Annotated in this window: 23 protein-coding genes and 2 pseudogenes; 10 read left to right on the plus strand and 15 right to left on the minus strand. The window is 71.0% G+C overall.

The window, feature by feature from the left end; translation table 11 throughout:
* Positions 1–127 precede the first annotated feature (127 nt).
* The gene (locus ENC19_RS17345) at positions 128–2,065 is read left to right on the plus strand and encodes a serine/threonine-protein kinase (RefSeq protein ID WP_328824283.1); all 1,938 of its coding nucleotides are present in this window, start codon (positions 128–130) and stop codon (positions 2,063–2,065) included.
* Here ENC19_RS17345 and ENC19_RS17350 read toward each other — a convergent pair.
* Entirely contained in the window at positions 2,055–2,432 is a 378-nt protein-coding gene (locus ENC19_RS17350; RefSeq protein WP_164448185.1) for a VOC family protein, read from the minus strand. The genes ENC19_RS17345 and ENC19_RS17350 overlap by 11 nt on opposite strands.
* Positions 2,433–2,539: 107 nt before the next feature.
* Positions 2,540–2,779, minus strand: coding sequence for a VOC family protein (locus tag ENC19_RS17355; RefSeq protein ID WP_208020935.1), 240 nt, complete (start codon positions 2,777–2,779; stop codon positions 2,540–2,542).
* 182 nt (positions 2,780–2,961) lie between these two features.
* On the opposite strand from ENC19_RS17355, the gene ENC19_RS17360 reads away from it, so the two are divergent.
* Together ENC19_RS17360 and ENC19_RS17365 are read left to right on the plus strand one after the other, a co-directional pair.
* The gene (locus ENC19_RS17360; protein WP_164448186.1) at positions 2,962–3,771 is read left to right on the plus strand and encodes a metal-dependent hydrolase; all 810 of its coding nucleotides are present in this window, start codon (positions 2,962–2,964) and stop codon (positions 3,769–3,771) included.
* A 20-nt stretch (positions 3,772–3,791) separates the two neighbouring features.
* Positions 3,792–4,685 carry an amidohydrolase family protein gene (locus tag ENC19_RS17365; protein WP_164448382.1) on the plus strand — a complete coding sequence of 298 codons (894 nt, stop codon included), beginning with the start codon at positions 3,792–3,794 and terminating at the stop codon, positions 4,683–4,685.
* Positions 4,686–4,788: 103 nt separating this feature from the next.
* On the opposite strand, the gene ENC19_RS17370 is transcribed toward ENC19_RS17365, so the two are convergent.
* The 5 genes and pseudogenes from ENC19_RS17370 to rox form a co-directional block, all read right to left on the minus strand.
* Positions 4,789–5,382, minus strand: a complete 594-nt coding sequence (locus ENC19_RS17370; protein WP_164448187.1) for a nucleotidyltransferase family protein — start codon at positions 5,380–5,382, stop codon at positions 4,789–4,791.
* 302 nt (positions 5,383–5,684) lie between these two features.
* On the minus strand, positions 5,685–6,791 hold the full coding sequence (locus ENC19_RS17375) for a hypothetical protein (RefSeq protein ID WP_164448188.1): 1,107 nt from the start codon (positions 6,789–6,791) through the stop codon (positions 5,685–5,687).
* A gap of 203 nt (positions 6,792–6,994) precedes the next feature.
* A pseudogene (locus ENC19_RS17380) lies at positions 6,995–8,698 on the minus strand (bifunctional 3'-5' exonuclease/DNA polymerase).
* A gap of 25 nt (positions 8,699–8,723) precedes the next feature.
* A complete protein-coding gene (locus ENC19_RS17385; RefSeq protein WP_164448189.1) occupies positions 8,724–9,098 on the minus strand; it encodes a nitroreductase family deazaflavin-dependent oxidoreductase in 375 nt (124 codons plus the stop codon).
* 27 nt (positions 9,099–9,125) lie between these two features.
* On the minus strand, positions 9,126–10,559 hold the full coding sequence (gene rox / locus ENC19_RS17390) for a rifampin monooxygenase (protein WP_164448190.1): 1,434 nt from the start codon (positions 10,557–10,559) through the stop codon (positions 9,126–9,128).
* A 221-nt stretch (positions 10,560–10,780) separates the two neighbouring features.
* On the opposite strand from rox, the gene ENC19_RS17395 reads away from it, so the two are divergent.
* The 3 genes from ENC19_RS17395 (at position 10,781) to ENC19_RS17405 (ending at position 13,003) form a co-directional block, all read left to right on the plus strand.
* Positions 10,781–11,422, plus strand: coding sequence for a GyrI-like domain-containing protein (locus tag ENC19_RS17395; RefSeq protein ID WP_164448191.1), 642 nt, complete (start codon positions 10,781–10,783; stop codon positions 11,420–11,422).
* 31 nt (positions 11,423–11,453) lie between these two features.
* Positions 11,454–12,422, plus strand: a complete 969-nt coding sequence (locus ENC19_RS17400; RefSeq protein ID WP_164448192.1) for a GNAT family N-acetyltransferase — start codon at positions 11,454–11,456, stop codon at positions 12,420–12,422.
* A gap of 215 nt (positions 12,423–12,637) precedes the next feature.
* A complete protein-coding gene (locus ENC19_RS17405; protein WP_164448193.1) occupies positions 12,638–13,003 on the plus strand; it encodes a GntR family transcriptional regulator in 366 nt (121 codons plus the stop codon).
* 74 nt (positions 13,004–13,077) lie between these two features.
* On the opposite strand, the gene ENC19_RS17410 is transcribed toward ENC19_RS17405, so the two are convergent.
* Positions 13,078–13,470 (minus strand): nuclear transport factor 2 family protein, encoded by a 393-nt coding sequence (locus ENC19_RS17410; protein ID WP_164448194.1) that lies wholly within the window; start codon positions 13,468–13,470, stop codon positions 13,078–13,080.
* A 58-nt stretch (positions 13,471–13,528) separates the two neighbouring features.
* On the minus strand, positions 13,529–14,431 hold the full coding sequence (locus ENC19_RS17415; protein ID WP_208020936.1) for a CPBP family intramembrane glutamic endopeptidase: 903 nt from the start codon (positions 14,429–14,431) through the stop codon (positions 13,529–13,531).
* A 287-nt stretch (positions 14,432–14,718) separates the two neighbouring features.
* Here ENC19_RS17415 and ENC19_RS17425 point away from each other — a divergent pair, with 287 nt between their 5' ends.
* Both ENC19_RS17425 and ENC19_RS17430 read left to right on the plus strand, forming a co-directional pair.
* The gene (locus ENC19_RS17425; RefSeq protein ID WP_216592201.1) at positions 14,719–15,267 is read left to right on the plus strand and encodes a TetR/AcrR family transcriptional regulator; all 549 of its coding nucleotides are present in this window, start codon (positions 14,719–14,721) and stop codon (positions 15,265–15,267) included.
* Complete coding sequence (locus ENC19_RS17430; RefSeq protein WP_164448195.1) at positions 15,264–16,070, plus strand: class I SAM-dependent methyltransferase; 807 nt, start codon at positions 15,264–15,266, stop codon at positions 16,068–16,070. The genes ENC19_RS17425 and ENC19_RS17430 overlap by 4 nt, the downstream gene beginning before the upstream one ends.
* Here the strand turns inward: ENC19_RS17430 and ENC19_RS17435 are convergent.
* Positions 16,027–16,782: an isocitrate lyase/PEP mutase family protein gene (locus ENC19_RS17435; RefSeq protein ID WP_164448196.1), complete on the minus strand. Its 756-nt coding sequence runs from the start codon at positions 16,780–16,782 to the stop codon at positions 16,027–16,029. The genes ENC19_RS17430 and ENC19_RS17435 overlap by 44 nt on opposite strands.
* Positions 16,783–16,997: 215 nt before the next feature.
* Here ENC19_RS17435 and ENC19_RS17440 point away from each other — a divergent pair, with 215 nt between their 5' ends.
* Positions 16,998–17,693: an ArsR/SmtB family transcription factor gene (locus ENC19_RS17440; protein WP_328824284.1), complete on the plus strand. Its 696-nt coding sequence runs from the start codon at positions 16,998–17,000 to the stop codon at positions 17,691–17,693.
* Between the two features lie 91 nt (positions 17,694–17,784).
* Here ENC19_RS17440 and ENC19_RS17445 read toward each other — a convergent pair whose 3' ends face one another.
* From ENC19_RS17445 to ENC19_RS17465, 5 genes are read right to left on the minus strand one after another with little or no spacing between them, the layout of a single operon-like run.
* The gene (locus tag ENC19_RS17445; protein ID WP_164448198.1) at positions 17,785–18,747 is read right to left on the minus strand and encodes a carbohydrate ABC transporter permease; all 963 of its coding nucleotides are present in this window, start codon (positions 18,745–18,747) and stop codon (positions 17,785–17,787) included.
* 13 nt (positions 18,748–18,760) lie between these two features.
* Entirely contained in the window at positions 18,761–19,702 is a 942-nt protein-coding gene (locus ENC19_RS17450) for a carbohydrate ABC transporter permease (RefSeq protein WP_164448199.1), read from the minus strand.
* A gap of 23 nt (positions 19,703–19,725) precedes the next feature.
* Positions 19,726–21,129: an N-acetylglucosamine/diacetylchitobiose ABC transporter substrate-binding protein gene (gene ngcE / locus ENC19_RS17455; RefSeq protein ID WP_164448200.1), complete on the minus strand. Its 1,404-nt coding sequence runs from the start codon at positions 21,127–21,129 to the stop codon at positions 19,726–19,728.
* A 26-nt stretch (positions 21,130–21,155) separates the two neighbouring features.
* Entirely contained in the window at positions 21,156–21,905 is a 750-nt protein-coding gene (locus ENC19_RS17460) for a sugar isomerase domain-containing protein (protein WP_164448201.1), read from the minus strand.
* Positions 21,902–22,900: a MurR/RpiR family transcriptional regulator gene (locus ENC19_RS17465; protein WP_164448202.1), complete on the minus strand. Its 999-nt coding sequence runs from the start codon at positions 22,898–22,900 to the stop codon at positions 21,902–21,904. The genes ENC19_RS17460 and ENC19_RS17465 overlap by 4 nt, the downstream gene beginning before the upstream one ends.
* A gap of 252 nt (positions 22,901–23,152) precedes the next feature.
* Between ENC19_RS17465 and ENC19_RS17470 the strand changes: the two are divergent.
* Positions 23,153–24,510: pseudogene (locus tag ENC19_RS17470) on the plus strand (acyltransferase family protein).
* Positions 24,511–24,728 lie beyond the last annotated feature (218 nt).

The raw sequence follows: 24,728 nt of genomic DNA on the forward strand, positions 1-24,728 counted from the left end.
CGGCCGGATAGGTGAATTCCGATCCGCTGGCTAGGGTCGGTGTCGACGTCCACGGTTTGACCGAAGGCGTCGACCAGACCCTGGGGGTGTACGCCGAATCGCGGCGGATGGGAGCGATGTGCGAGCGGTGATCGCCGGCCGGTACCGGCTGCTCGATCAGGTCGGGCGCGGCGGGATGGGGACGGTGTGGCGGGCCGAGGACGAGCTGCTGCACCGCCAGGTGGCGATCAAGCAGGTGGTGCTGCCGGCCTGGCTCGGCGGGGACGAGCTGGACCAGTTGCGGGCCCGCACCCTGCGTGAGGCGCGCACCGCGGCGCGGCTCAACCACCCCAATGTGGTCCGCGTCTACGACGTGGTCTCCGAGGCCGACGTGCCGTGGATCGTGATGGAGTACGTGCCGTCGCGCACCCTCCAGGACCTCCTCGACGCCGACGGGCCGCTGCCGCCGCAGCGGGCCGCTCGGATCGGTCTGGCGCTGCTGGACGCGTTGCGGGCGGCGCACGACGCCGGGGTGCTGCACCGCGACGTCAAGCCGGCGAACGTCCTCGTCGCCGACGACGGCCGGGTGCTGCTCACCGATTTCGGGCTGGCCGTGTTCGACGGCGGCGATCAGACGATGACCGGGCCCGGCACCATCCTGGGCTCGCCGCAGTACGTCGCGCCGGAACGGGCCGCCGAGGGGGTGTCCAGCGAGCACGCCGACCTATGGTCGCTCGGCGCCACCCTGCACGCCGCGGTCGAGGGCCGCGCCCCGTACGCCCGCAGCACGGCCATGGCGACGCTGAGCGCGCTGGCCGCCGCACCACCGGACCCGGCGCCGCACGCCGGGCCGCTGTCGGCGGCGCTGGCCAGGCTGCTGCGTCGCGACCCCGCGCACCGCACCGACCACGCCGAGACGCGCCGCCGGCTGCTGGCCGCGGCCGGGCCCGCCGGCGAGCCCGCCCGGCCGGGTGAGCAGACCACTTCGCTGCCCTCGGCCGGCTCGTCGCCCGCCGGCACCGCCGCGTCGCTCGGGGCCGCAGCCGCTCCGGCGACGGCAGCCGCCTCGCCCCGTCGTGAGCCGGCCGGGCACCCGACTGCCGACGAGGCGACCCGGCCGCCGGTCGGGCAGAAGAACCAGACCCCGCACGATCCGGACCAGACCCACCGGGAGGAGCCGGACCGGGCCCACCGGCACGACGCGGACCGGAGTCACCGGGACGAGCCGGACCAGACCAGCGGGCACGACTCGGACCGGATCGGCGGCTCCCCGTCACCCACGTCGTCCGCCGGCAACTCGACGGGCATGCCGCGCCGGGATGCCGGGGCCCGGCCCTGGGCCCTGGCGGCGGTCGCGGTGCTGGTCGCCATGGCGGCCGGGATCGGCACCGCCCTCACGGTGGTCGGCACGGGCGCGGACCAGTCCTCGGAGCCGGGCAGCCCTCAGTCGTACGACGTGGGCGCGCCCGGACCCGACAACCCGTTCCCGCGCGACGGGCGACGCCCGCCCGGCCCGCCACCCGGCGGCTTCGTCCCTCCACCGCTACCCTGCGTCCGGCCATGGGTGGACGGTGCCTCGCTACGCTCCGCCCCACCCCGGCCGGTCGACGGATTCCGGCCGCCCGCCGGGTGGGTGTGGCATGCCGACGCCGACGGATTCCGGGTGGCGTTGCCGGCCGACTGGCGGCACTCCCGTGAGGACGACGTGGCCTGCTTCCAGGATCCGGCCACCGGTCGCGCGTTCACCGTGGCGGACAGCGCGGACGCCACCACCGAGCCGACGGCTCGACTGCGGGCGGTGCGGGATCGGGAGCTGGCCGGCGGCACCCTGCCGGGCTACCAGGAGTTCCGGCTCGGTCGGGTCGGCGACGCGATCGAGTGGGAGTTCAGTTGGCTGACACCGCACGGTGACCGGCTGCGCGCCACGCAGATCGTGCCGGACGGTTCGGCACGGGACCGATCCTGGACGTTGGGCTGGATCACGCACGAGCGGGATTGGCCGACTGCGGCGAGCCAGCTGGCCACCGTCCGGCTCGGCTTCCGGCCAGCCGCTAGCTGGAGCACGGCAACCGGTGTCAGCCGGTGAGCGCCACGACGCCGCTGATGGTCCAGCGGTTACCCTCCGCGTCTTCGGTGGTGAACGCACAGTCGCCGAAGATTGCGTCGGTGAGAACGTCCATGACCGGGGCACCGGCCGCTCGCACCCGTTCCAGGAGGGTCTCCACCTCCCAGCAATTGTTACCGATAGTGAATCTGTGGTGCGCCCCACCGGAGGCAGCCGGTCCGTTCGGACCGGCGCCGGCCTGACCGATCGTGATCCGGTCGTAGTAGCCCAGCGAGAGGTCGACCCGATGGACGACACCGGTCTCGTCGGTCTCGACCGCCTTCTCCTCGAAGCCGAGGACGTCGACGAGGAACCGCCGACCGATCTCGATGTCCCGGTAGAGAACCATGAGACCTCCTGGCGCCGGAGAGCCGAACGGCATGGGTCAACTCAGCGTAGCGACAGGCGGCAACACCGCCACCAATGTCAACCGCCTGACACCGCAGGGGCGATCGGTTAGCCCACCCGGTGCAGCGTGCCGTCGGGATCGACGAAAGCGAACTCGCGCAGGTCGTACGGGGTGTTGCGGGGACCGGTCAGCCGACCCTCGCCACCTGACGCGGCCCACTCGGCGTGCAGCGCGTCGACGTCGGAGACATAGAGGTAGGCGGTCGCCTCCCGCCACGACTGCGTCGGCCAGGACGGTAACCCGCCCCACCGACACCCACGCGGGCCTCGGGCGACACCGCGTCCCATGGCCGACAGATCGTGCCGACCGACCGCTACGCGCTGCCATACTCCCTGGTGGTCGGCGCGGCCCACCGACCGACTCCGATAAATGTCCGAAGTGGACGACGAGGATGGTCCCCCTGCGGCGCCGCCGCGAACTACAGTGGCGTAGTTTTGGCGCTCAAGATCCCTGGGGAGGGCGAGCCGAGATGATGGGACCGTCGCACGCGCTGTCTGGCGCGGCGGTATGGCTGAGCGGGTCCTGGGCGCTACAGCACTTCTACGACTACGAGCAGTCGCCGTTGGCGTTGGCCGTCGGCACCGCCGTCTGCGCCGGTGGGGCGCTGCTGCCCGATCTCGACCTGTCCGGCAAGGTCACCCGCAACCAGGGTGGCGCCACCGTGGCCCGCACGTTCGGCGTCTTCTCGCTGTTCATCGCCGAGGTGGTGGAGAAGGTCTCGCTCGGCGTCTACTACGCCACCAAGCTCAGCCGCGATCCCAAGCGCAGCAACGGTCACCGGACGCTCACCCACACCATCCCGTTCACGGTGCTGGTGGGTTGGGGCACCACCACACTGTGCGCGCGGTACGGCAAGTGGGCGGTCATCGGCATCCTGTTCTTCATGATCGGTCTCGCCCTGCGGGGCCTGTTCGACGAGTGGGCCGAGCGCGCGGGCTGGGTCATCGTCACCCTGGTCTCGGCCGGCGCGGCCTCGTTCACCGCCGCGAACCTGCCCGGCGACCGGGGTTATCCGATGATCGGGTTGGCCGTCGGCGTGGGCTGTTTCGTGCATATCATCGGTGACATGATCACCCGGGCCGGCGTACCGATCCTGTGGCCGATTCCGATCAAACGCCGGATGTGGACACCGATCAGCCTGCCCGACAGCATCGCGCTGCGGGCCGGCGGCAAGACCGAGATCGTCGTGGTCCGCACCGCGCTGACCGTCGTGTCGGTGCTGGCCGCGGTCGGGCTGGTCGCTCCCTCGGTGCTGCAGAAGTTCAACCTCGACCTGTGAGCGTCGAGGCCGTCGACCCGGTGATCGTGGCCGCCGACGAGGTGGTGCCACGGTTCTGGCAACGGCTCGGCCTGCCCGGTCTGGCCGACGTGCACGTGCACTTCCTGCCGCCGAGGCTGCGCCGCCAGGTGTGGGAGTACTTCGACTCGGCCGGCCCGCTGGTGGGGCTGGAGTGGCCGATCCGCTACCGGTGGAGCGACGCCGAACGGGTCGACCACCTCCGTCGGCTGGGGGTACGGGCGTTCAGCGCGCTCGCGTACGCCCACCGGCCCGGCATGGCGGAGCAACTGAACCGGTGGACGCTCAACTTCGCCCGCGACACCCCTGGATGCCTGCCCTCGGCCACCTTCTTCCCCGAGCCGACGGCGCCGCGCTACGTCGCCGAGGCGATCGACGCCGGTGCCCGGGTGTTCAAGGTGCACGTCCAGGTCGGCGGTTTCGCCCCCACCGACGCGGCGTTGGCGCCGGTGTGGGACCTGCTCACCGAGGCCGGCGTGCCGGTGGTCGTGCACGCCGGGCACGCGCCGGTGGGCACCGCGCACACCGGGCCGGAGCCGTTCGCCGCACTGCTCGCCCGGCACCCCCGGCTGCCCGCGATCGTCGCCCACCTGGGTGCTCCGGACTATTCCGCCTTCCTGGATCTCGCCGACCGGCACGAGCGGGTACGCCTGGACACCACGATGGCGTTCACGCCCTTCTTCGACCGGTTCGTGCCCTTCCCCGCCGACGAACTGCCCCGACTGCGTGCGCTGGGGCTGGCCGGCAAGGTGCTACTGGGCAGCGACTTCCCCAACATCCCCTACCCGTACGCCGACCAGTTGACCGGCCTGGCCCGGCTCGACCTGGGCGACGACTGGCTGCGGACGGTCTGCTGGCAGGCCGCCGCCGACCTGTTCGACCTGCCCACACCCTGACCGGTCGCCCCCCACCCAGCCCTGTTGATCATGAGGTTGGCGGCACTCTCTGATCTTCAACCTGCCGCCAACCTCATGATCAACCACCGGAAAGGGTGGGTGGTCAGACGCCGACGCGTTGTTCGGGGACGGTTAGGCCGTAGAGGGCCATCAGCTCGGGGGTGTCGACGCGGCTGCCGTCGGCGACCGCGTCGCAGGCGATGTCGACGATCTGGTCCTTGTGCGCCAACAGGTACGGGCGGGCGCCGACATCGGCACTGGCCAGGGTGGCGATGCCCGGCCAGTGTCGGCGGCCGAACAGCATCGGGTAACCGCGTAGGCCGTTGTAGGTGGCACAGACCAGCACGTCGGGGAAGGGCAACGCGGCTACCCGACGGACCGCCGCGGCGGTGAGCCCCGGCATGTCCACCGGCACCACCACCGCCGCCTCGACCCGGTCGTCGTCGATGCCGGCCAGGCCGGCCCGGATGGACGAACCCACGCCGGTACCCCAGGCGCGGTTGACCACCACCGTGGCGCGACTCAGGTCGGCGGTCTCGCGGACCTGGTCGGCCGCGGCACCGAGGACGACCACGATCTGCCCGCAGCCCGCCTCCGTCAGCGTGTCGATCATCTGGTCGACCAGCGGCTTGCCGCCCTGGTGCAGCAGGGCCTCCGGCCCGCCGATCCGACGGCCACCCCCCGCAGCGATGATCATTCCTGCGATCCGGTTCAGAGCTGCGCTCCCTCCAGCGTGGGAGCGGTCGGGGCCACGTGACCCCGACCCTCCCGTCCTACGCACACCGTTTGCAACGACAGCGGTCGGAGGAGAGTGGCGGGGCATTTGGTGTAAATTGGGTATCTATCCGGACTGCACGGACATCTCTCGGCCCACGTCCGCACACGCGACCAGCACGGAGATCCTCGGCTGTCCGCTCAGCTCTACCTGGCTGGGACACACAATGGGTGACACCGCCCGTCGCGTGGCGCGGGCCGGACAGATGCCGAGAGCACGCCGGGTCACGGCTCGCGACGGGTGGCCAGCCGCAGCCGGCGCTTGACGCCACCGGCCGCGCGGGTCCGCAGCCGGGCGAGGACGTTCACGTTGTCGGGCTGGTCCTCCAGCCGCTGACTGAGGGTGTCGGCGTTGTCCAGCATGCCGACGATGGTCTCGACGGCGACCTGGAGCAACTGGTCCTCGCTCAGTTCGTCGGGGCTGAGGCTCTCCCGCATCGCGATGGGCCGCAGCTCGTCGAGGTCACCGACGATCCGACACGGATAGTCCTGAAGCTCCTTGATCTGTTGCTCGGCCAGCTCCCGCACCCAGTCGGCCCGGTCCAGACCGACGCCGAACGACACCCCCTCGCGCCGCTTGAGCACGGCGTCGACCAGGTGCCGGTGGACCACCTTCTGGTACGGCGTCCGCAGCGGATACCTGTCGCCCAACGCCAGGTTGACCCGGCGGAGCAGTTCGATCTCGGCCGCGCCGAGCGACGGGTTCGAGGTGGGTTCGGCCAGCTCGCACAGCCCGTCGGGAATGCCCAGGATGCCGGCGAACCGTTGCCACAACAGGTCCCTCGGTGCGCCGGGCGGCGGAACCGTCACCAGGTACCGGTGCTGCGCGGGGACCAGGTCGCCCCAGCGGCGCAGCATGGCCGGTGCGGTGTGGTTGTGCCAGAAGGCGTTGGCCCTGCCCTCCTCGACGGCGCGCAGGAAGGCCCCGAACCGCCAGCCGCTGCGCGCCCGGACGCTCTGCTGCCAGAAGGACGGGAACGTCCGCCACAGGTCACGGCCGGCCGCGATGACGTGGACCTCGGCGGCCTCCAGGCTCTGCACCGCCCGGGCGGCCTGGGCATCGGTCGCCGCGCCCAGCCCTTCGTTGCTGATGATCGCGTCACCGGGCCAATCGCGTACCTTCTCGGCCAGCCGGTCCCACGTCCAGTAGGCGTCACTGTCCCGCCAGGGCGCCGCGCGCAGATCCGCCATCGCGTGGTCGTGCGCCGCCGCACTGGCCGGCAACAGAATGCCGGCGTCCGCCAGGGCGGCACTGTTGTTCCAGAGCACGTTCTGCACATAGGTGCTTCCCGTTTTCGGCGCACCGATGTGCAGATAGACGCGTCTGGCCATGCCGCCTCCCTGGCATCGACATCACGTCGATCGACGTGGTCACGTTTTGCGGAGCCAGGGTGACATACCGCGGGCGTACGCCAAAACAGCGGGTGACGCCTTTTCGAGTGGGCTAATTCCCGGTTGTTCGAAGATGCACGGACCACGAAATCAAGGTGAACTTTTCTTGCCGGCGTACGCGGTCGGCGGTTGGTCCAGGACGATCACGCCGCGTCGGCGTAACACTCGACGATGGACAAATCCAACGGAAAGCGGACCGGTGTGTCCCCGAACAGCAGCGTGGTGGCGCGCCGACCGGCCCGGTCGACCGCCTCGGCGACCTGCGCGGCCTGCTCCGCCGGGCAGTGCACGATCACCTCGTCGTGTTGAAAGAAGACCAGCTCGGCCGGGCTGCCGGCCAACTCGCCGCGGAGCACCGCGAGCAGGGTGGACGCCCACTCGGCCGCGGTCGCCTGGATGACGAAGTTGCGGGTGAACCGGCCCCGGGACCGGGCCGCCCGGGCGCGCGGCGACTGGACGCCACCGGCATCGTCCGGGTCCACCGGGGCGTCGTCGGCACCGAATCCCCCCGTACCCGGCGGGCAGGTCCGCCCCAGCCAGGAGCGCACCAACCCGCCGGCCTCCCCGGTCCGTGCCGCCGTCTCGACGTGGTCGAACGCGGTCGGGTAGCTGTGTCGCAGCACCGCCAGGGCCGGGACCGCCGCCCCGCCGGTCTGCCCGTACATGGCGCCGAGCAGCGCCAGCTTGGCCCGGGCCCGGTCGCCGTCGAACGCGTCCCGGGCCAGCGCGGCGTAGAGATCACCGGTTGCCCCGGCGGCGGCGAGCCGGACGTCACCGGAGACGGCCGCCAGGACCCGTGGCTCCAGTTGCCCGGCGTCGGCCACCACGAACCGCCAGCCCGGGTCGGCCACCACCGCCCGGCGGATCACCTTCGGGATCTGCAACGCGCCGCCACCCCGGGTGGCCCACCGCCCGGACACCACGCCGCCCGGAACGTACTCCGGTCGGAACCGCCCGTCGCGGACCCAGGCGTCCCGCCAGGCCCGGCCGTGTGCCGTCCAGATCCGGTACAGCTCCTTGTACTCCAGGACCAGCGGCACCGCCGGGTGATCGACCCCGCGCAGCACCCAGGCGCGGGTGTTCGGCAGCTCCACGCCGACCCGGGCGAACGCCTTCAGCAGCTCGGCCGGGCTGTCCGCGTGCACCTGCCGGACCCCGAACGCGTCGGCGATCCGCGCGGCCAGCTCCGCCAGCCGGCGGCGGCCCACCCATCGGAGAGGGCTCGCCCAGCAACTCGGCGAGCACCGCGTCGTGCACGTCGGCCCGCCAGGGCAGCCCGGCCGCACCCATCTCAGACGCGATCAGCGCACTGGCGGACTCGGCTGCCACCAGCAGCCGGAACCGCCCCGGATCACCGGTCGCGGCGACCCGGGTGAGCTGGTCGGCGTACACCCGGGTCAGCGCGGTGATGCCGGGACCCGGCGGACCCGGACGGCGTCGAAGAGCGCGGTCTGCCCCGCGCCGGGCGGGATGGCGGCGCGCGGCGGCGGATCAGCCGGCACCGGCGCACCGGTCAGCCGCGCCCAGGCCGCCGCCAGCGCCCGCGGCTCACCCCACCGGCCGGCGTACCCGAGCAGCAGCGCCTCGGTCAGCTCCACGTCGTGGCACCGTTGCACCGCGACCCCGGCGCGTAGCAGCGTCGGGTAGAGCGCGGCCCCGGACGCCCACACCCAGCGCGGCCGATCGGTGCGCTCGCGGGCGGCCACCGCGGCGGCGAGGTCGACGACCGGTTCGGGCGCGCCCAGCGGCGCTCCGGCCGGGTCGAGAGGGTGCAGCACTCCTCCACCCCGCTCGTCAGAGACCACCGCCACCAGCACGGACGTGATTCTGCCCGGCCCGTGCGACAGACCGGCGCCGACCTCCGTCCGCTCGTCAGCCCGGCCGGACGTTCATCCGCAGCAGTTCGGACTCGTCGGAGACACCCGGTGGCGCCTTGGTGCCCGCCGGGAGCAGCGACCAGACCTCCTGCTTGCGCACCAACCGGGGATCAGCCAACTGCACCTGTTCGCCGCCGACGGACAGCCGCGCCGTGCCCGCCGCCAGGACGTTTCGCACCCAGTCGGTACGCGGCCCGTACAGGGGCACGAAGAGGTATCCGTCGGGCAGCGGATGGGCGTCGAGCGGAGTCTGGTACGTCCTGCCGGACGACCTGCCGACATGGGTCAGGACCGGTCGGACCCCCCGACGGATCTCCCGGGGGTTGACGACCCGCTTGTTGAACCGGGCGAGCCAGCGCGGTAACGGCATGCAGACCTCCTCGTTCCTCAGTGCGCGTCAGTGAGCACCACCGAACCACCTGGCCAGCGCCACCTCAAGGGTCTGCTGGTCCTCGCCGACCCACGCGACGTGTCCGTCGGGCCGAAGCAGGACCGCCGGCGCGTCCAGTTCCTCGCTGGCGTCGACGACGTGGTCCACCCGGTCACGCCAGGCCTCCACCGAGAGCCGCCCGGTCTGGTCGAGCAGTAGCCCGGCGCCGGAGCGCAGCAGCTCGAACAGTCGCCCGCGGGTGAGCTGGACGTCACGCAGCCGCCGCCCGAGCAGGGCATGGTCCTCGCCGAGGTCGTACCGGACGCTGATCGCCGTAATCTTCTCGATCAGGTACCGGTTGACGTCGTCGAAGTCCATCAGCCGCGTCAGCAACCGTCGGACGGCCTGCGGCCCCGGTTCGTTGGTGGTCAACTCCATCTGGGCACGCGTGTTGTCGAGCACGTCCGCCGCCACCGGATGCCGCTCGGACTCGTAGGTGTCCAACAGGTCGTCCGGCGCCCAGCCGTTGATCGCCGCCGCCAACTTCCAGCCCAGGTTGAACGCGTCCTGGATCCCGAGGTTCAGCCCCTGCCCGCCGAGCGGCGGGTGCACGTGCGCCGCGTCGCCGGCCAGGAACACCCGTCCGACCCGGTAACGCTCGGCCTGGCGGGTGGCGTCGCCGAAGCGCGACAGCCAGCGGGGCGAATGCACCCCGAAGTCGGTGCCCGCGTACGCCCGTAGCTGTTGCGTGAACTCGGCAAGCGTCGGCGGCGTCGACCGGTCCTCGACCACGCCCTGCGCCGGCACGACCACCCGGAACACCCCCGGCGTGCCAGACGGCCCGACGCCGAACCGCTTCTCGGTCCTGCGCACCTCGGTCACCACCTCGGTGATCTCCTCCGGAGACGCCGTGGCCGCCATCTCGCCCAGCAGCGTGTCCACCCGCGACGGCTCGCCGGGAAACCCGACCCCGAGCAGCTTGCGAACGGTGCTGCGTCCGCCGTCACAGCCGACCACGAACCGCGCGCGCACCGACGACGCGCTGCCGTCACCGAGCTGGACGGTCACCCCGTCGTCGTCCTGCGCCAACCCGACCGCCGCGCAGCCCCGCCGGATCTCAGCTCCCATCTCGGCCGCATGCACGGCGAGCAGCCGGTCGGTGAGTGGCTGCGGAATGCCGAGCACATATCCGTGGGCGGTGTCCAGCCCGTCGGGGGCTGGTTTGTCGATCCCCGCGAAGAATCCCCGGATCGGAAACTGCTTACCGTTCTCCAGGAACCGCTCCAACAGCCCGCGCTGATCCATCACCTCGATACTGCGCACGTGCAGCCCGAGCGACCGTACGAACGGTGGCGGCTCGGCCTCCTTGTCCAGCACGAGCACGCTGGCGTGCCGTAGCCGCAATTCGCTCGCCAGCATCATGCCGGTCGGCCCACCACCGACGATTATCACATCGAACATGAATCCCCCAGGTATGCCAATTCCTTCGCTCGGCGGACGATTGTGCGCCACGACCGGGGTCTTGCCGCAATCCCCGGGGTGCGGTATATGTTGACAGTGGCAAGGAGTTCTTCTCCTTGCCACTGTGCTTTTCGGGTCCACACGCCAATCCGTCGCCCGGGTCGTTAGCCTGGGCGCGTGACGGTCGACCTCTTCGCCGGGCGCACAGGTCCAGGCACGCGATGACAGACAAGATCGACTTCAGGAAGACCATCGACGCCTACCGGGCACCACCGGGACGGTTCCGGATCGTCGACGTACCCGACCTGCGGTACCTCATGATCGACGGCCACGGCGATCCGAACACCTCACCCGCGTTCACCACCGCCGTCGAGGCGCTCTATCCGGTGGCGTACAAGCTGAAGTTCGCCAGCAAGCGCTACCTCGGCCGCGACTACGTCGTTCCGCCACTTGAGGGCCTGTGGTGGGCCGACGACATGGCCGCCTTCACCACGTCCCGGGACAAGTCACTGTGGAACTGGACCCTGCTGCTCATGGTTCCGGACTGGATCGACCGGGCCATGTTCGACGCCGCCATCGGGCAGGCGGGAGCGAAGAACAAGCCGGTACGCCTCGACGACATCCGCCTGGAACCGTTGTCCGAGGGGCGATGCGTACAGACACTGCACGTGGGCTCCTTCGACGACGAAGCCGCCGTGCTCGCCGACCTGCATGACGAGTTCATCCCGGCCCAGGGGCTGCGCATGACCGGACGGCATCACGAGATCTATCTCAGTGACTTCCGCAGGGTCGCACCCGACAGACGGCGCACCATCCTGCGGCAGCCGGTCACCGCCGAGGCCGCGCCGTCGAAACCAGGATGACCGCGACACCGGCGGCGCGTAGGGTCCGGCCATGCCCCGCACCGAGCTGCGGCCGTTCACGGCCGCCGACCTGGCTGCCTGCGCCACATTGCTCGCCGAACGACACCGCCGGCACCGCGTCGCCCAGCCGCTGCTGTCCGCCCGGTTCGAGGACGCCGCGGCGACGCTGGCCGAGCTGACCACCGGGTACGAGACGCCGGACGCCTCGGGGGCGGTCGCCTACCGCGGCGGCGTACCGGTGGGTTTCGTCCTCGGTGCGCCGAAGCCGTCCCAGCTGTGGGGGCCGAACATCTGGGTGGAGGCCGCCGGGCTGGCGGCCACCGATCCCGAGGTGCTGCGCGACCTGTACGCGCTCGCCGCAACCCGCTGGGTCGACGAGGGCCGCACGGCACACTACGTCGTCGTGCCGGCGCACGACCCGGAGCTGGTGCAAGCCTGGTTCCGGCTGGGCTTCGGCCAGCAGCACGCGCACGCCATCCGACCCGCCGCCCCACCGGCGGCGGTCACGCCGGCCGGGCTGTCGGTGCGTCGGGCGACCCGGGCCGACATCCCGGCACTCGCCCAGCTCGATCTCGAGTTGCCGCGGCACCAGGGACGGTCGCCGACGTTCTCGGCCGGCCCGATGGGCACGCTCGAGGAAGCCGCCGCCGAATGGGCGGCGGACATCGACAACCCCGCGTACGCCACCTTCGTGGCCGAAGCGGACGGCCAGGTCATCGGCTCCGCCATCGGCTGCGCACTGGAGAGGTCGAGCTCGCACCTGAGCCTGGCCCGCCCCGAACACGCCGGGTTCCTCGGGTTCGCGGCGGTCGTGCCGCACGCCCGGGGCGTCGGCGCCGGACGGGCCCTCGGCACCGCGGTCGTCGACTGGGCGGTGTCCGCCGGCTTCGACAGCGTGGTCACCGACTGGCGAGTCACCAACCTGCTCTCCTCGCGAGCGTGGCCGAAGCTGGGCTTCACCGAGACGTTCCTGCGGCTGCACCGGCTGATCCGCTACTGACCACCGCATCCGGCCGCCGTGGGACGGCATACCCGGCCGGATCACCCGACGGGTTCGATCCGCAGGACTGCGCCGGTGTCGCTGATCTCGACGACCACCAGGCTCCCGGCGTCGAGGTTGATACTGCCGCATTCTTTGACTCATTATGAGAAAACAGAACTTGCGACATTCGGGGGTCGGGACATGCGACAGACAGATCTCACGGAAGCCGCCCGATGATCGTCATCGACACGGCCTCGCCGACGCCGCCGTACGAGCAGCTCCGGGCTCAGCTAGCGAGGCAGATCCAGGACCGCTCGCTCGCCGTCGGCACCAGACTGCCGACGATCCGCCGCCTCGCGGGCGACCTCGGTCTCGCCATCAACACCGTCGCACGGGCATATCGGGAGCTGGAGGAGGCCGGGCTGATCGAGACCCGCGGTCGGGCCGGCTCGTTCGTCTCGGCCGCCGGTGAGCAGGCCCGTGAGCGGGCCCGCCGCGCCGCTCGCGACTACGCGGAGGTCGTCACCAGCGTCGGCATCGACCCCACCGAGGCCATCCGGATCGTCAAGGCGGCACTGGGCCACGCTCCGGCACCGTGACGGCCGCCGCCAGACACCCCTGCACGGCCGTTGAGCTTCGTCGCAGCGGTCGTGCAGGGCGAGAGTTTTCTCGGTCACGATCCGTCCGGCGGGTCGGCCGGCTGCTGTCCCGGCCAGAACGGCCACTCCTCGAACGACCGGCAACGTCCGTCGTCAGCGAAGCGGATGATCCAGAGGTCGCGGTACTCCTGGTCGACCGGGTCGCCGTAGCGGACCTCCTGGCGCGACACCGCGGTGTCGCCGTCGACCGCGACGATGTCCGTGGTCATCTCGAACACCTCGTCGGGGCCCTTGCGCTGCTGCTCCCACATCCGGGCGATGGCCGGCAGGCCGACCACGGGCGTCCAGTACGGTCCCTGCTGGTAGCTCGCGTCCTCGGTGAAGAGCGTGTCCAGTTCCTGCGTGCCCGGCGTCCGCCAGAGCCGCTCGTAGACGGCGATCCAGTCGGCGACCTGCTTCCTGTCCATGGACAACACCCTGCCATCCGACGGGCGGCCGGCGGCGGGATCGTGGACACCTCCGACGCTATTTGCCGGTCCGAGTGCACCGCTCGCGCAGCCACACGAGCAGAACCATGGCGATGTTGACGACGGCGAGGATCAGCAGGGACGCGTCGCCGGTGTCGGTGGACCTGTCGATCGCGAAGCCCTCACCGCCGGCCATCACCGTGTTGACGGTCGTGAACAGGACGTTGTTGGCGACGTGGAACGCAACCGGGGCCTCGATGCCGCGGCTGATGATCGCCATCAGCCCGGTGGAGACGCCGAACGCGGCGTAGTAGCCGAACAGCCAGGGGTCGGTCGACCCGTGAACCACGGCGAAGCCCAGGCTGGAGATCACCAGCCCGAGGGCCAGGGCCGGCCGGACCTTACGCACCCAGGACGCGGCGGCGGGCAGCACAGCGCTTCGGAACATCAACTCCTCGCCGGTGGCCTGGATCGGGGTGCTCAGCAGAACGATCACCAGCATGGCGATCGTCGTGCCCGTGATGCCGAAGCCGGTCCAGCCCGGCGCGTCGGGTGCGACAAGCGCCACCACACCGATCCCGGCGCCCACCAGCAGCGCCGCGCCGAGCAGGTACCGCACCAGGCGGCCTGCGTCGAACGTTCGCGGGAAGCTGATCAGGCTGCGCCACGGCACCCTGGCGGTCCACGCCAGGAGCAGGATCGCCAGCACGCCCGCCACGCCCACGCTGATGTTGACAGCCAGGAACTTCAGCGGAGTGAAGGTGGGTGCCATCGGATCGTCGCTACCCTCGACGACACCGACCACCAGATAGAGCAGAACCTGCAGGACCAGCATCACCAGCGGCGGCACGACGATGACCAGGAGCGGCTTCCACCAGTTCATCCGCAGGTGGGCGCCGAAGGGTCGGCAGCTGTCGACCGCTGGTCGGGACCGCGCGGGGGTCAGCCGGGTACTGGGCATGTCATCCATTGCAGCGCGCGCCGCTCGCACCGGACAGGGCCGCGATGTCACCACCTGACCATGACATTCCCGCAGCCAGACAGGTGACGCGATGTCACTGGCGCCCACGAGGCCGACACCGACAGTGCGACACAACCCATCGCCCGGCACACCAGCGCCGCCCCCGCCTCCGCCGACGTGGTGCGCGGTTCGCTACGGCTGCTGCTGTCCGGGCCGACCAGCTCACGGATCCGAGGGCGGAGGGTGCGGTCTTGTTTGTAAGTGGTTACTAGTGTCAGGCTCCGGCTGTGGTGGAACAACGGAGCACGGCCCGACGACGGCGTGCGGACGCGATCGACATCGGCATGCGGGTCTTCGCCGACCACGGGCTGACAACAGCGTCGATACAGAAGGTGGCCGACCGGATGGGCGTGTCACAGCCGTACGTCTTCCGGCTCTTCGGCAGTAAGCGCAACCTGTTCCTGGCCTGTCTAGACGAGTTGGAGGCCCGGATCGGGCAGGTGCTCCAGCAGGAGGCCGGCGTGCATCCGGCCGAGCCGTTGCCGGCGATGCGCGCCGGCTTCCGGACGCTCATCGCGGACGGCGTCGTGACCGGCCTATGGTTGCAGGCCTGCGCTGCGGCCCGCTCCGACGAGGTGGTCGCGGCGCACTGCCGGGCCCTGGTCGGCCGGGTTCTGCAGCACGCCGGGCGGTTGTCCAGCGCCGGGCCGCAGGAGCTGCGGGGCACCCTCGCGCTCGGCGCGTTGGTGGTGATGCTCCAGGCGTTGGGCATGGACCTGAGCGAGGGCAGCCAGGCCGCGGTCGACTCGCTACGCGAGGCGGAGGCGACGTCATGACCGGAGGGAGTGAGGTGGTGGACGTGTTCGGGTCGACAGCCGAGCTGTACCAGAGCGTCCGGCCGGGCTATCCGCCCGAGATCGCCGACCAGATCGTCGCCTACCACGGCGGCACGCCGACGTCGGTTGTCGAGATCGGTGCCGGCACCGGCAAAGGGACCGACGTGCTCGCCCGCGTCGGCGCACCCCTGATCTGCCTCGAACCCGACCCACGAATGGCGGCACTGCTGGCCACCCGGCATCCGCATGTTCGCATCCACGGCGACATCTTCGAACGGTGGACGCCGCCCGCCGGCGGGGTCGACGTGCTGGCCTGCGCCATGGCCTGGCACTGGCTGGACCCGGCCACCCGCAACACGCGCGCTCGCCAGGCACTCGCGCCCGGCGGCACCTTGGCGATCTTCGGGCACCGCTACGACTACGCCGAACCCGATCAACGGGCGGCGGTCCGGGCCGCGCTGCACGGGATCGACCCGACCGTACGGGAACGGCCGGCGGACTGGTTCCATCAGGACGTCGTCGACCACGGGCAGTTTCTCGACGTCCGCAAGGAGGTCTTCGGTCACGAACTGCCGCTGGCCAAGGAACGCTACCTCGACCTGGTACGGACCTTCGGACCGTTCCTGACCCGGTCGCCGGAGCAGCAGCAACGCGGGCTGGCCGCGCTCGGCCGACTGGTCGACGAGTTCGGTGGCGCCGTGACGCTCAACCTGCGTACCACCCTGGTGCTGGGCCGGGCCGGACGGCGCACCGATGCCGTCAGGGAACGTCCCCCGCGACGCGCTCACCGGACCCGACGTTGACCCGGGCGTACGACGGGAGGTCGGGGCGTACGGTGCGCCCGTCGCGTACCGCTGTCGCGGTGTCCACGACGGCGGCCAGGGCCGCCCGGAACAGCAGCGAGCCGGTGCTGATCCGCCGCACACCCAGCTCGGCCAGGGCGGCCACCGTGTGCCGGTCCGGCAGGAACAGGATGTTGACCGGTACGTCGACGGCGGCGACCACCGCCGCGATGTCGGCGGGCTCGGCCAGGCCGGGGACGAAGACGCCGTCCGCACCGGCGTCCGCGTAGCGTCGGATTCGACTCACCGCCTCTGCCAGGTCGCCGTTTCGCTGCCAGTGCGTGTCGGTACGGGCATTGACGAACAGTCCCGGCGCTTCCCGCTTCACCGACCGGATCAGTGCCGCGTGCTCGGCCGCCGGGCCCATCGCGTCCTCAACGTTGACGCCCACCGCGCCGGCCTCGGCCACCGCGACCGCCGTGGCGACCGATCCGGTCTCGATGTCGACGGTGAGGTGAGCCGGCAGTGCCGCCAGCCGGCGCACGAGCGCCAGGGTCTCGGCCCCGGTGGCCCTCGCGCCGTCGGGCAGGCCGTTGGTGGCCGCGACGCCGAGGCTGGTGGTGCCGAGTGCGGCGAACCCGACCTCGACCAGGAACCGGGCCGACGCGACGTCCCACACGTTCGGTAGCACCAGCGGCTCGCCGGTGCGGTGCAGCGCCGCGAAACCGCTCATCCGCGCCGCCGCTCGCACCCGCTGCCCATGCTGAACCGGCCCACCGTGGCGCGCAGCCAGGCGACGCCGGTGGAAGCGGGTGGGACGGGTGGCACGACGAACGTCGGGTCGGCACCGCGAGGGCGGCCGCGCCGCCGTGGATCTCCTGCATGCGGCGAAGGCTACGGCCACGATCCTTCGGCCAGCGCCGAACCGTCGTACCCGACAATGGGCGGGTGACCTCCGCTGCTGACCTCGCGGCGCTCGCGGCGCTGCTGGCCGACGAGACCCGCGCGGGAATCTGCCTCGCCCTGCTCGACGGCCGGGCGTGGACCGCGAGCGAACTCGCCGCACACGCGGGTGTCGCGCCCTCCACCGCCACCGGGCACCTGCACCGTCTCGTCGAGGGCGGCCTGCTCGTCCAGCGGCGCCAAGGCCGGCACCGGTACGTGCGGCTCGCCGACCCGTCAGTGGCGCAACTGCTGGAGGACCTGTCGGCCCGGTTCGAACCGGGTCCCGTCCGAACCGGTGGTCTGCGGGCGGCCACCGCCAGCGCGGCCCTGCGCCGGGGCCGTACCTGCTACGACCCCCTGGCCGGACGGCTCGGCGTGGCGGTGACCGAGGCGATGGCCGGGCGAGGGCTGCTGGACTGCGGCGGCGGCTTCGCGCTCACCCCGGCCGGCCGGTCCTGGCTGATCGACCTGATCGGCTGGGATCCGGCGCAGCCCCGGCCAGGCCGCCGGCCGCTGGTACGGGGTTGCCTCGACTGGACGGAACGACGGGAGCACCTCGGCGGGTTGGTCGGCGCGAAGCTGTGCGAGCTGTTCCTCGGCAACGGGTGGGTGGTACGCATCGGGTCCGGCCGCGCCGTACGCCTCACCGCTACCGGGACGGCGGCCCTGCGCGACCGGTTGGGGATCACCCTCGACTGATGTGTCGCGCGCTCGGTCCGGGTCGGTCGGACTCGGGTGCAGGCCGTTGGTTCCCGGACCGAGCACGTCCTGTGCGGCGGTGTGCCGGCGGTTACTTGCTGACGCCGGCGGTGAGGCCGGACTGCACCTGGCGTTGGAAGACGATGTAGACGATGAGCACCGGCAGCATCGCCATGGTGACCCCGGCGAACAGGCCGGACCAGTCGGAACGGTAGCCCTGGTTGACCGACAGCTCGATCAGGCCCTGGGAGATGACCTGGTTCTTCGGCTCCCCGGCCACCGACTGCATGAGCAGGGTCGGCAGGTACCACTGATTCCACTGGCCGAGGACGTTGAAGATGCCGATGCTGATCAGGCCCGGCTTGGCCATCGGCAGCATCACGCTGAAGAACAACCGGCTGTGCGAGGCACCGTCGACCATGCCCGCCTCGGCGATCGCGTTCGGCAGGGTACGGAAAAACGAGTGCATGAAGAAGACGGTGAACGACAGCGACCAGGCCACGTAGACCAAGATCAGCATGAAGTGGCTGTTCGGCCCGAGGAACGGCAGCACCACGCCGGTGTTGTAGACGCCCTTGAACAGCGGCACCGCGGCCAGGTAGATCGGCAGGGTCAGCCCGGACAGGAACATGTAGTAGATCAGCCGGTTGCCCCGGAACTCGTAGCGGGCGAGCACGTAGGCGGCCATCGAGCCGAGCAGCATGGTGAGGAAGACGCTGCCGGTCAGCACCAGGACGGTGTTGAGGAAGAACGAGCCGATGTGCCCCTCGGTCCAGGCCCGGGCGAAGTTGCCCCACTGCAACCGCTCGGGGATCAGCGACAGCGGCTTGCGGATGACCTCCGAGTCGGTCTTGAGCGCCGACATCACCACCCACAGCAGCGGGTAGACCACCATGATCGCCCAGACGGCGAGGAACAGATGCGAGAAGCCGTTGAAGAACCGGGCCCCGGCGCGGCCGCCGCCGACGGCGGCGCGCGGTTCCGGCGTACGGCCGGGTGGTGGAGTCTGGTCGGGGCCGGCCAGGCCACCCGGGGTGTGGGTCACCGTGCTCATCGTCCAGGTCTCCTCAGTACTCGATCCGCTCACGACGGGTGATCCTCAGCTGGAGAGCGGCCAGCAGGATCGTGAAGATTGCCAGTGCCACGCCCATCGCACAGGCGTAGCCGAACTGGCCCTTCTGGAAGGCGGTGAAGTTCAGCACCGACGCGAAGATCTCACTGGCATGGTTCGGGCCCCCCTGGCTGGGCGTCATGACGAACACCAGGGCGTACATGTCCAGGGCGATGAAGCCCAGGTAGACCCACGCCACCGAGACGGTGTCCCGCAGCAGCGGCAGGGTGATCCGGAAGAAGGTGTGGAACCGGCCGGCGCCGTCGAGGATGGCCGCCTCGTAGACGTCCTTCGGGATGGACTGCATGGCCGCGGAGAAGAGCACCATGTAGAAGCCGGCGCCGCTCCAGACCGCGATCAGCAGCAGCCACCACAGCACCGCCGGTACGCCGAGGAAGGGCTCCGGGTCGTACATGAAGGTGATCGGCTCGTCCTCGCTGACCAGCCCGATCTTCATCAGCATGCCGTTGATGAGGCCCTGGCCGTCGGCGCGGTAGATCTGCTGCCACATCACCGCGATGACGACCAGGGACAGCACCTGCGGGAAGAAGAAGATGACCTTGTAGAGCCCGGAGCCGAACACTCCCCGGATGCCGGCCTTGTCCTCGCGTCCGCCCACGTTGAGCAGGAACGCGAGGAACAGGGCCAGCGCGATGGTGAACAGCGGCACGGTGATCAGGAAGAACACGTTGTGCCAGAACGCCTTCCTGATCAGCTCGTCGGAGAAGAGCCGGAGGTAGTTGTCCAGCCCGACGAACTGCTGCCTGTCGGAGTAACCTCCCCAGTCGGTCAGCGAGTACCCGGCGGCCTGCAGGAAGGGCCACACCACGTAGAAGAGGTACAGCCCGACCGGCAGGGCCAGGAAACCCGTGACGAAACGCGCAACACCGTGCCGCATGGGACTCACTCTTTCCGTTCGGATCAGGCGTCGCGGGTCTGCTTGGTGATCGACGAGTCCTTGGCGACCTTGTCGGCGGCGGCCTGCATCTTGTCGACGAACTGCGCGGCGGTCAGCCGGCCGGCCATCAGCTCGGCGGACAGGTTCTGGCTCTCCTTGTCCAGGTCGGCGTAGAAGTTCCAGAGCTTGATCGAGATCAGGTCCGAGCTGGCGTTCTTCATCAGCTCGTTGGCACTGGCCAGGGCGGCGTCCTGGACGTTGTCGCCGGAGCCCTTGGTGGAGGCCAGCGACTTGGTTAGCTCGGCGAACTTCGCCGAACCGGCCTTGGAGAGCACCGCGCGCAGGAACTCCTTGGCGGCGGCCTTGTTCGGCGCCTTGGCCGGGACGACGATGCCCTCGCCGGCACCGGCGTAGACGTCGTTGGGCGCCTTGTCGGTGGCGCCCAGGCCCCAGTAGTCGGAGATCTTCATCTCGAAGCCCGGCGGGATGGTCGCCGCCATCTCGTTCTTCAGCCAGGTACCGACCTGGATGAACGCGGCCTTGCCGTCGAGCCACGCCTGCTGCGACTGGGTGTGGTCGAGCTTGCCGGGCAGCAGCAGCTTGTCCTTGACCAGCTTCTCCCACGCCTCGAGCGCCGGCAGGACGCCCTCGGCCCGCCAGGCGTTCTCCTTGAGGTTGTCGATGTCGATGACGGCCTGCTTGCCGGCGGACTTCCAGACCGTCGCCATCAGCGCCCAGCGCGGGTAGTAGCCGTGCACGGCGTCGTACACGTACGGTGCCATGCCCTTGGCCTTGATCTTCGGGGCGAGGGCGAAGAACTCGTCGAAGGTCTTCGGCGGGGTCCAGCCCTCCTTGTCGAACAGCACCGAGTTGTACCAGTTGCCCCAGACCGTGTAGGCCACGTTCACCACGAAGAACTTGCCCTGGTAGGTGCCGTCGCCGACGGTGCCCGGCAGCAGCGTGTCGGCCACGGTGCCCTCGCTGTCCCAGGCGGGCGCGGCGAGCAGGTCGTCCAGCGGCTCGATGGCCCCCTCGTTGACCAGGGTGCTGATGTCCATCATGTCGGCGCCGGAGTTCATGACGACGTCGCTGGGCTGCGTCGCCATCTTCGGCTGCTCTTCGGTCTTGATCTTCTGGGTGGAGCTCATGTTCACGGTGACGTTCGGGTACTTGGCGTTGAAGATCGCCTGGTCCTCCTTGGCCCAGGCGTCACCCAACCCACCGTTGAAGATGACCACCTTGACGGCGCTGCCGTCCTGCACGCCGAAGGGGTTGTCGTTGCTCTTCTCCCCGGCGCTGTCGTCGTTCTGGCTCGGCGTGCTGCCGGCGCAGGCGCTGAGCAGACCGGCGGCCGGGGTCACCAGGAGGCCCGCGGCCGCCGCGCGGCGCAGCAGGGTCCGGCGGTCGAGATCGGGGGTAACGGACATCGTGTGACTCTCCTTGTGATGTCGGGTCAGGCGGTGCGCCGGAGACGCCCGGCGTACCGCGACTCGAGGGCGAGGTTGTGCTCGTCCCCACCGGGGACGTTGGCGGAGAGGTAGATAGGGGGTACCTCTCCGGCCTGGTGGAACCGTCGTACGACCTCCGCGGTCAGCAGCTGCGCCAGCAGCGCCGAGGTGACCGAGGAGACCGCACAGACCGCGCCGCCGCCCTCGAGCGGCAGCAGTGCGTCGCCGTACGGCGCGCCGTTGTCCAGCACGACGTCGGCGAGATCGACGAGCCGGCGGCCGGAGGGGTGCCGCGGGGCCACCCGTCCGGTGTGCTCGACCGAGGTGACCGCGATCAACGGGTGACCGCGTCCGGTGGCCAGCAGGGCCAGTTCGACCACCGAACCGTTGATGCCGGACTGGGACGCCACCACGAACACGTCCTGCGGCTGAGGTGCGGCGAGCGCGTAGAGCTGATGTGCGACGGCCGGGTCGCGCTCCAGCTTGGGGTCGGCGAGCACCTGGCGTGCGGCGTCGCCGTGCAGCACCAGGTCGTGCAGGGAGATCCGGTTGGTGGGTACCAGCCCACCGGCCCGGGCGACGAGTTCGGCGGCGAAGACCTCCGAGTGCCCCGCGCCGAACGCCTGCAGCACCCCACCGGCGCGCAGGCTGGTGGCGATCAGGTCGGCGGCCCGACCCAGCGCCTCGGACCCCCGCTCGACCAGCCGGTCGAGGACCGGCCGGACCGCCTCGGCGTACCCCTGGGCGCTGATCATGCGGTGGCCTCCCTCGCGGCCTTGTGCCCGTCGACGGCCTGGGCGGTACGCCGGAAGGCCGCGTGGGCGCGGTCGTGAGTACGTTGGGCGACGGCGATGTAGAGCAGGTCGAGCACGACCAGTTGCGGGTGCCGGGCCGACAGCGCGTCCGGCCGGAACGTGGTGGCCTGGCTGGCGGTGAGCAGCACGATGTCGGCCAGCTCGGCCAGCGGCGACCGGCGGAACCCGGTGAGCGCGATGGTGGTCGCGCCCCGGCTGCCACCCTCGGCGAGCATCTCGATGGCCTCGCGGGTCTGGCCGCTGTGCGAGATGCCCAACGCGACGTCACCGGGGCGCAACAACGCGGCGGCGGCCAGCCCGGAGTGCACGTCGTTCCACGCCCACGCGGCCACGCCGATGCGGTGCAGGCTGAACTGCATCTCCTCGCCGACGAGGGCGCTGCCGCTGGCGCCGAAGATGTTCACCCGCTCGGCGCCGGCGATGGCGACGGCGGCCCGCTCCACCTCGCTCAGGTCGAGCAGCGCGGCGGTGTCGTGCATGGCCCGGGTGTCGGCGGCCATGATCTGCTCCAGCACCCGCTCCAGCGGATCACCGGGTTGGATCTCGCGGCCGATGTCGACGGTCCAGCCGGCCGAGCGGGCCCGGCCGGTCTCGGCGGCGATGCCCAGTCGCAGGTCGGCGTAGCCGTCGAAGCCCATCGCCCGACAGAACCGGGTGACCGTGGCCGGCGACGTGCCGCTGCGTTCGGCCAGTTCGACGATGGTGGCCCGGGCCGCCGCCTCCGGGTCGCTGAGCACGTGCTCGGCGACCCGGCGCAGCGCGCCGGTCAGTTCGGCGGCACCGGTGCGGACCCGAGCCAGTGTCCCGTCGGAGGTGACGAGGGCAGCGCGCCGGTCGATCCCGTCGGGGACGACACCGAGGGCACCCCGTCGATCGATCTCGTCGGCGTCGGCCACCGCGGTGCCCGCGGAGGTGTCCGACTCGTGATCAACCATGGGATGCCTTTCGGAAAAGACTGTTAACTGTTAGTGGTAAAAGTTCTTACTGAAGGCCCCTCCGTGTCAAGACCATGGGCGAAGTTTTCAAACTGTTACCTGGCGCACAGCCCGTCACCGAGCCCGCCCGCCGCCCCGCGCCGATGCCGCGACCAGCATGAACGTAAGCCGGTCCAGGAGATGACGCGGGTGTGCCCCGGGCCGGCGCCACAACCACCCCGGCCGCTGCCGGGACTGGCCTACGCTCGAAGGATGCGCCGCCTGGCCCGCCTCGCCGCCCATACGCCGCCGGACCGGGAGCGCTACCTCGACCTGCTCCGCGCGGTGGCGATCATCCTGGTGGTCCTCGGCCACTGGGCGATATCCGCGGTCGAGTACGACGAGAGCGGCCGACCCGACGGGCACTCGGCCCTGACCACGATGCCCTGGGCCTATCCGCTGACCTGGGCGGTCCAGGTCATGCCGGTGTTCTTCCTGGTCGGCGGGTACGCCAACGCCGCCTCGCTGGCCGCCCACCGCAGCCGTGGCGGCGACGCGATCGGATGGCTGTCGGCTGCAGCGCCTGCCTGCTGCGCCCGACCAGCGCCCTGGTCCTGGTGCTCGCCGGTGGCGCGCTGGTCGCCCGGCTCGGCGGCGCCCAGCCGACGAGGGGTCCGCTCCGGTCGTCTGGTTCGCCACCATCCCGCTGTGGTTCCTCGCCGCCTACCTGGCCGTGGTGCCGCTGACCCTGGTCATACGCGCTGCACCGCCGCCTCGGACTGCTGGTGCCGCTGGCGTTGGTGCTGCTGGTCGCCGCCGGGGACGCCGGCCGGGCCTGTACGGGCCGGCTTGGCCCTGCCCGGCTACCTGTTCGGCTGGCTCGTCCACCAGCTGGATTCGCCTGGTACGACGCCCGCCAGGGACACTGCCGCCCGGGCGGCCCACGCTCCCGCTGCCTGCCGATGTCCCGCCGGGCCGCGGTTGCCATGCTCCTCGGCGGTCTCGGCGTGGCGATCCTGCTCACCGGCCCTGGCCCGTACCCGATCAGCATGATCAACCTGCCCGGTCAGCGGTTGGCCAACGCCGCCCCGCCCAGCGTGGCGCTGCTCGCGGTCGCCACCGCCCAACTCGGGCTGATCCTGCTGCTGCGGCAGCGGACGGAACGGTGGCTGCACCGCGACCGCCCGTGGCAGGCGGTGATCGCGGTCAACTCGGTCGTGCTGACGGTCTTCCTGTGGCACCTGAGCGCGGCCGTGCTGCTCGTCGGCGCGCTGCACGGGCTCGGCCTGCTCCCCACCCCGGAAGCCGGCACGGCGGCCTGGCTGGCCTGGCGGCTGCCGTGGGTGCTGATGCTGGCGGTGGTGCTGGCCGTCCTGGTCGCCATCTTCGGTCCGATCGAGGCGTCAACGGGTCGTCCCCGGCACCTGCGGGCGCCGGCGAGGTGGGCGGGCGCCCGCGCCGCTCTCACCGTCGCCGCATTCGCCGCCGTCGTCTACGCCCTGGCGGCCAACGGCGCGGCGGCCAAGACCGCGCCGGAGCCGCTCGGGTGGCCGGTGGAGGCGCTGGTGGCCTACCTGGCCGGCGCGGGCACGCTGCGCCTGCTCAGGTCCGGGTGGGGCAGCCGAGATTGACCCCCGCCGTGGCGCGGGTCCAGCCAGCGGCTGGTGACCACCTTGCCCCGGATACGCACTGCTCGCATCCAGCGCCGGAGGCAGCTGCAATTACTGTCGGCTTTCCGACCCATTTCTCGCCAGGCCGCCTCATCAGGGGTTGACTACCGCACACCGAACTGTTCGTAGCACTCACAGATCTCGATCATCACGCGTTACTGGCTACTCATACGATCGAC

The organism is Verrucosispora sioxanthis, from assembly GCF_010560025.1.
Taxonomy (GTDB): Bacteria; Actinomycetota; Actinomycetes; order Mycobacteriales; family Micromonosporaceae; genus Micromonospora; species Micromonospora palythoicola.

Bases quoted from the DNA above. Each gene is read 5' to 3' on its own strand.
- ENC19_RS17445 (WP_164448198.1), bottom strand. From the start codon at position 18,747: ATGAGCACGGTGACCCACACCCCGGGTGGCCTGGCCGGCCCCGACCAG.
- ENC19_RS17405 (WP_164448193.1), top strand. From the start codon at position 12,638: ATGATCGTCATCGACACGGCCTCGCCGACGCCGCCGTACGAGCAGCTC.
- ENC19_RS17385 (WP_164448189.1), bottom strand. From the start codon at position 9,098: ATGCCGTTACCGCGCTGGCTCGCCCGGTTCAACAAGCGGGTCGTCAAC.
- ngcE (WP_164448200.1), bottom strand. From the start codon at position 21,129: ATGTCCGTTACCCCCGATCTCGACCGCCGGACCCTGCTGCGCCGCGCG.
- ENC19_RS17410 (WP_164448194.1), bottom strand. From the start codon at position 13,470: ATGGACAGGAAGCAGGTCGCCGACTGGATCGCCGTCTACGAGCGGCTC.
- ENC19_RS17430 (WP_164448195.1), top strand. From the start codon at position 15,264: ATGACCGGAGGGAGTGAGGTGGTGGACGTGTTCGGGTCGACAGCCGAG.
- ENC19_RS17355 (WP_208020935.1), bottom strand. From the start codon at position 2,779: ATGGGACGCGGTGTCGCCCGAGGCCCGCGTGGGTGTCGGTGGGGCGGG.
- ENC19_RS17465 (WP_164448202.1), bottom strand. From the start codon at position 22,900: ATGGTTGATCACGAGTCGGACACCTCCGCGGGCACCGCGGTGGCCGAC.
- ENC19_RS17350 (WP_164448185.1), bottom strand. From the start codon at position 2,432: ATGGTTCTCTACCGGGACATCGAGATCGGTCGGCGGTTCCTCGTCGAC.
- ENC19_RS17415 (WP_208020936.1), bottom strand. From the start codon at position 14,431: ATGCCCAGTACCCGGCTGACCCCCGCGCGGTCCCGACCAGCGGTCGAC.
- ENC19_RS17435 (WP_164448196.1), bottom strand. From the start codon at position 16,782: ATGAGCGGTTTCGCGGCGCTGCACCGCACCGGCGAGCCGCTGGTGCTA.
- ENC19_RS17370 (WP_164448187.1), bottom strand. From the start codon at position 5,382: ATGATCATCGCTGCGGGGGGTGGCCGTCGGATCGGCGGGCCGGAGGCC.
- ENC19_RS17395 (WP_164448191.1), top strand. From the start codon at position 10,781: ATGACAGACAAGATCGACTTCAGGAAGACCATCGACGCCTACCGGGCA.
- rox (WP_164448190.1), bottom strand. From the start codon at position 10,559: ATGTTCGATGTGATAATCGTCGGTGGTGGGCCGACCGGCATGATGCTG.
- ENC19_RS17400 (WP_164448192.1), top strand. From the start codon at position 11,454: ATGCCCCGCACCGAGCTGCGGCCGTTCACGGCCGCCGACCTGGCTGCC.
- ENC19_RS17360 (WP_164448186.1), top strand. From the start codon at position 2,962: ATGATGGGACCGTCGCACGCGCTGTCTGGCGCGGCGGTATGGCTGAGC.
- ENC19_RS17450 (WP_164448199.1), bottom strand. From the start codon at position 19,702: ATGCGGCACGGTGTTGCGCGTTTCGTCACGGGTTTCCTGGCCCTGCCG.
- ENC19_RS17375 (WP_164448188.1), bottom strand. From the start codon at position 6,791: ATGGCCAGACGCGTCTATCTGCACATCGGTGCGCCGAAAACGGGAAGC.
- ENC19_RS17460 (WP_164448201.1), bottom strand. From the start codon at position 21,905: ATGATCAGCGCCCAGGGGTACGCCGAGGCGGTCCGGCCGGTCCTCGAC.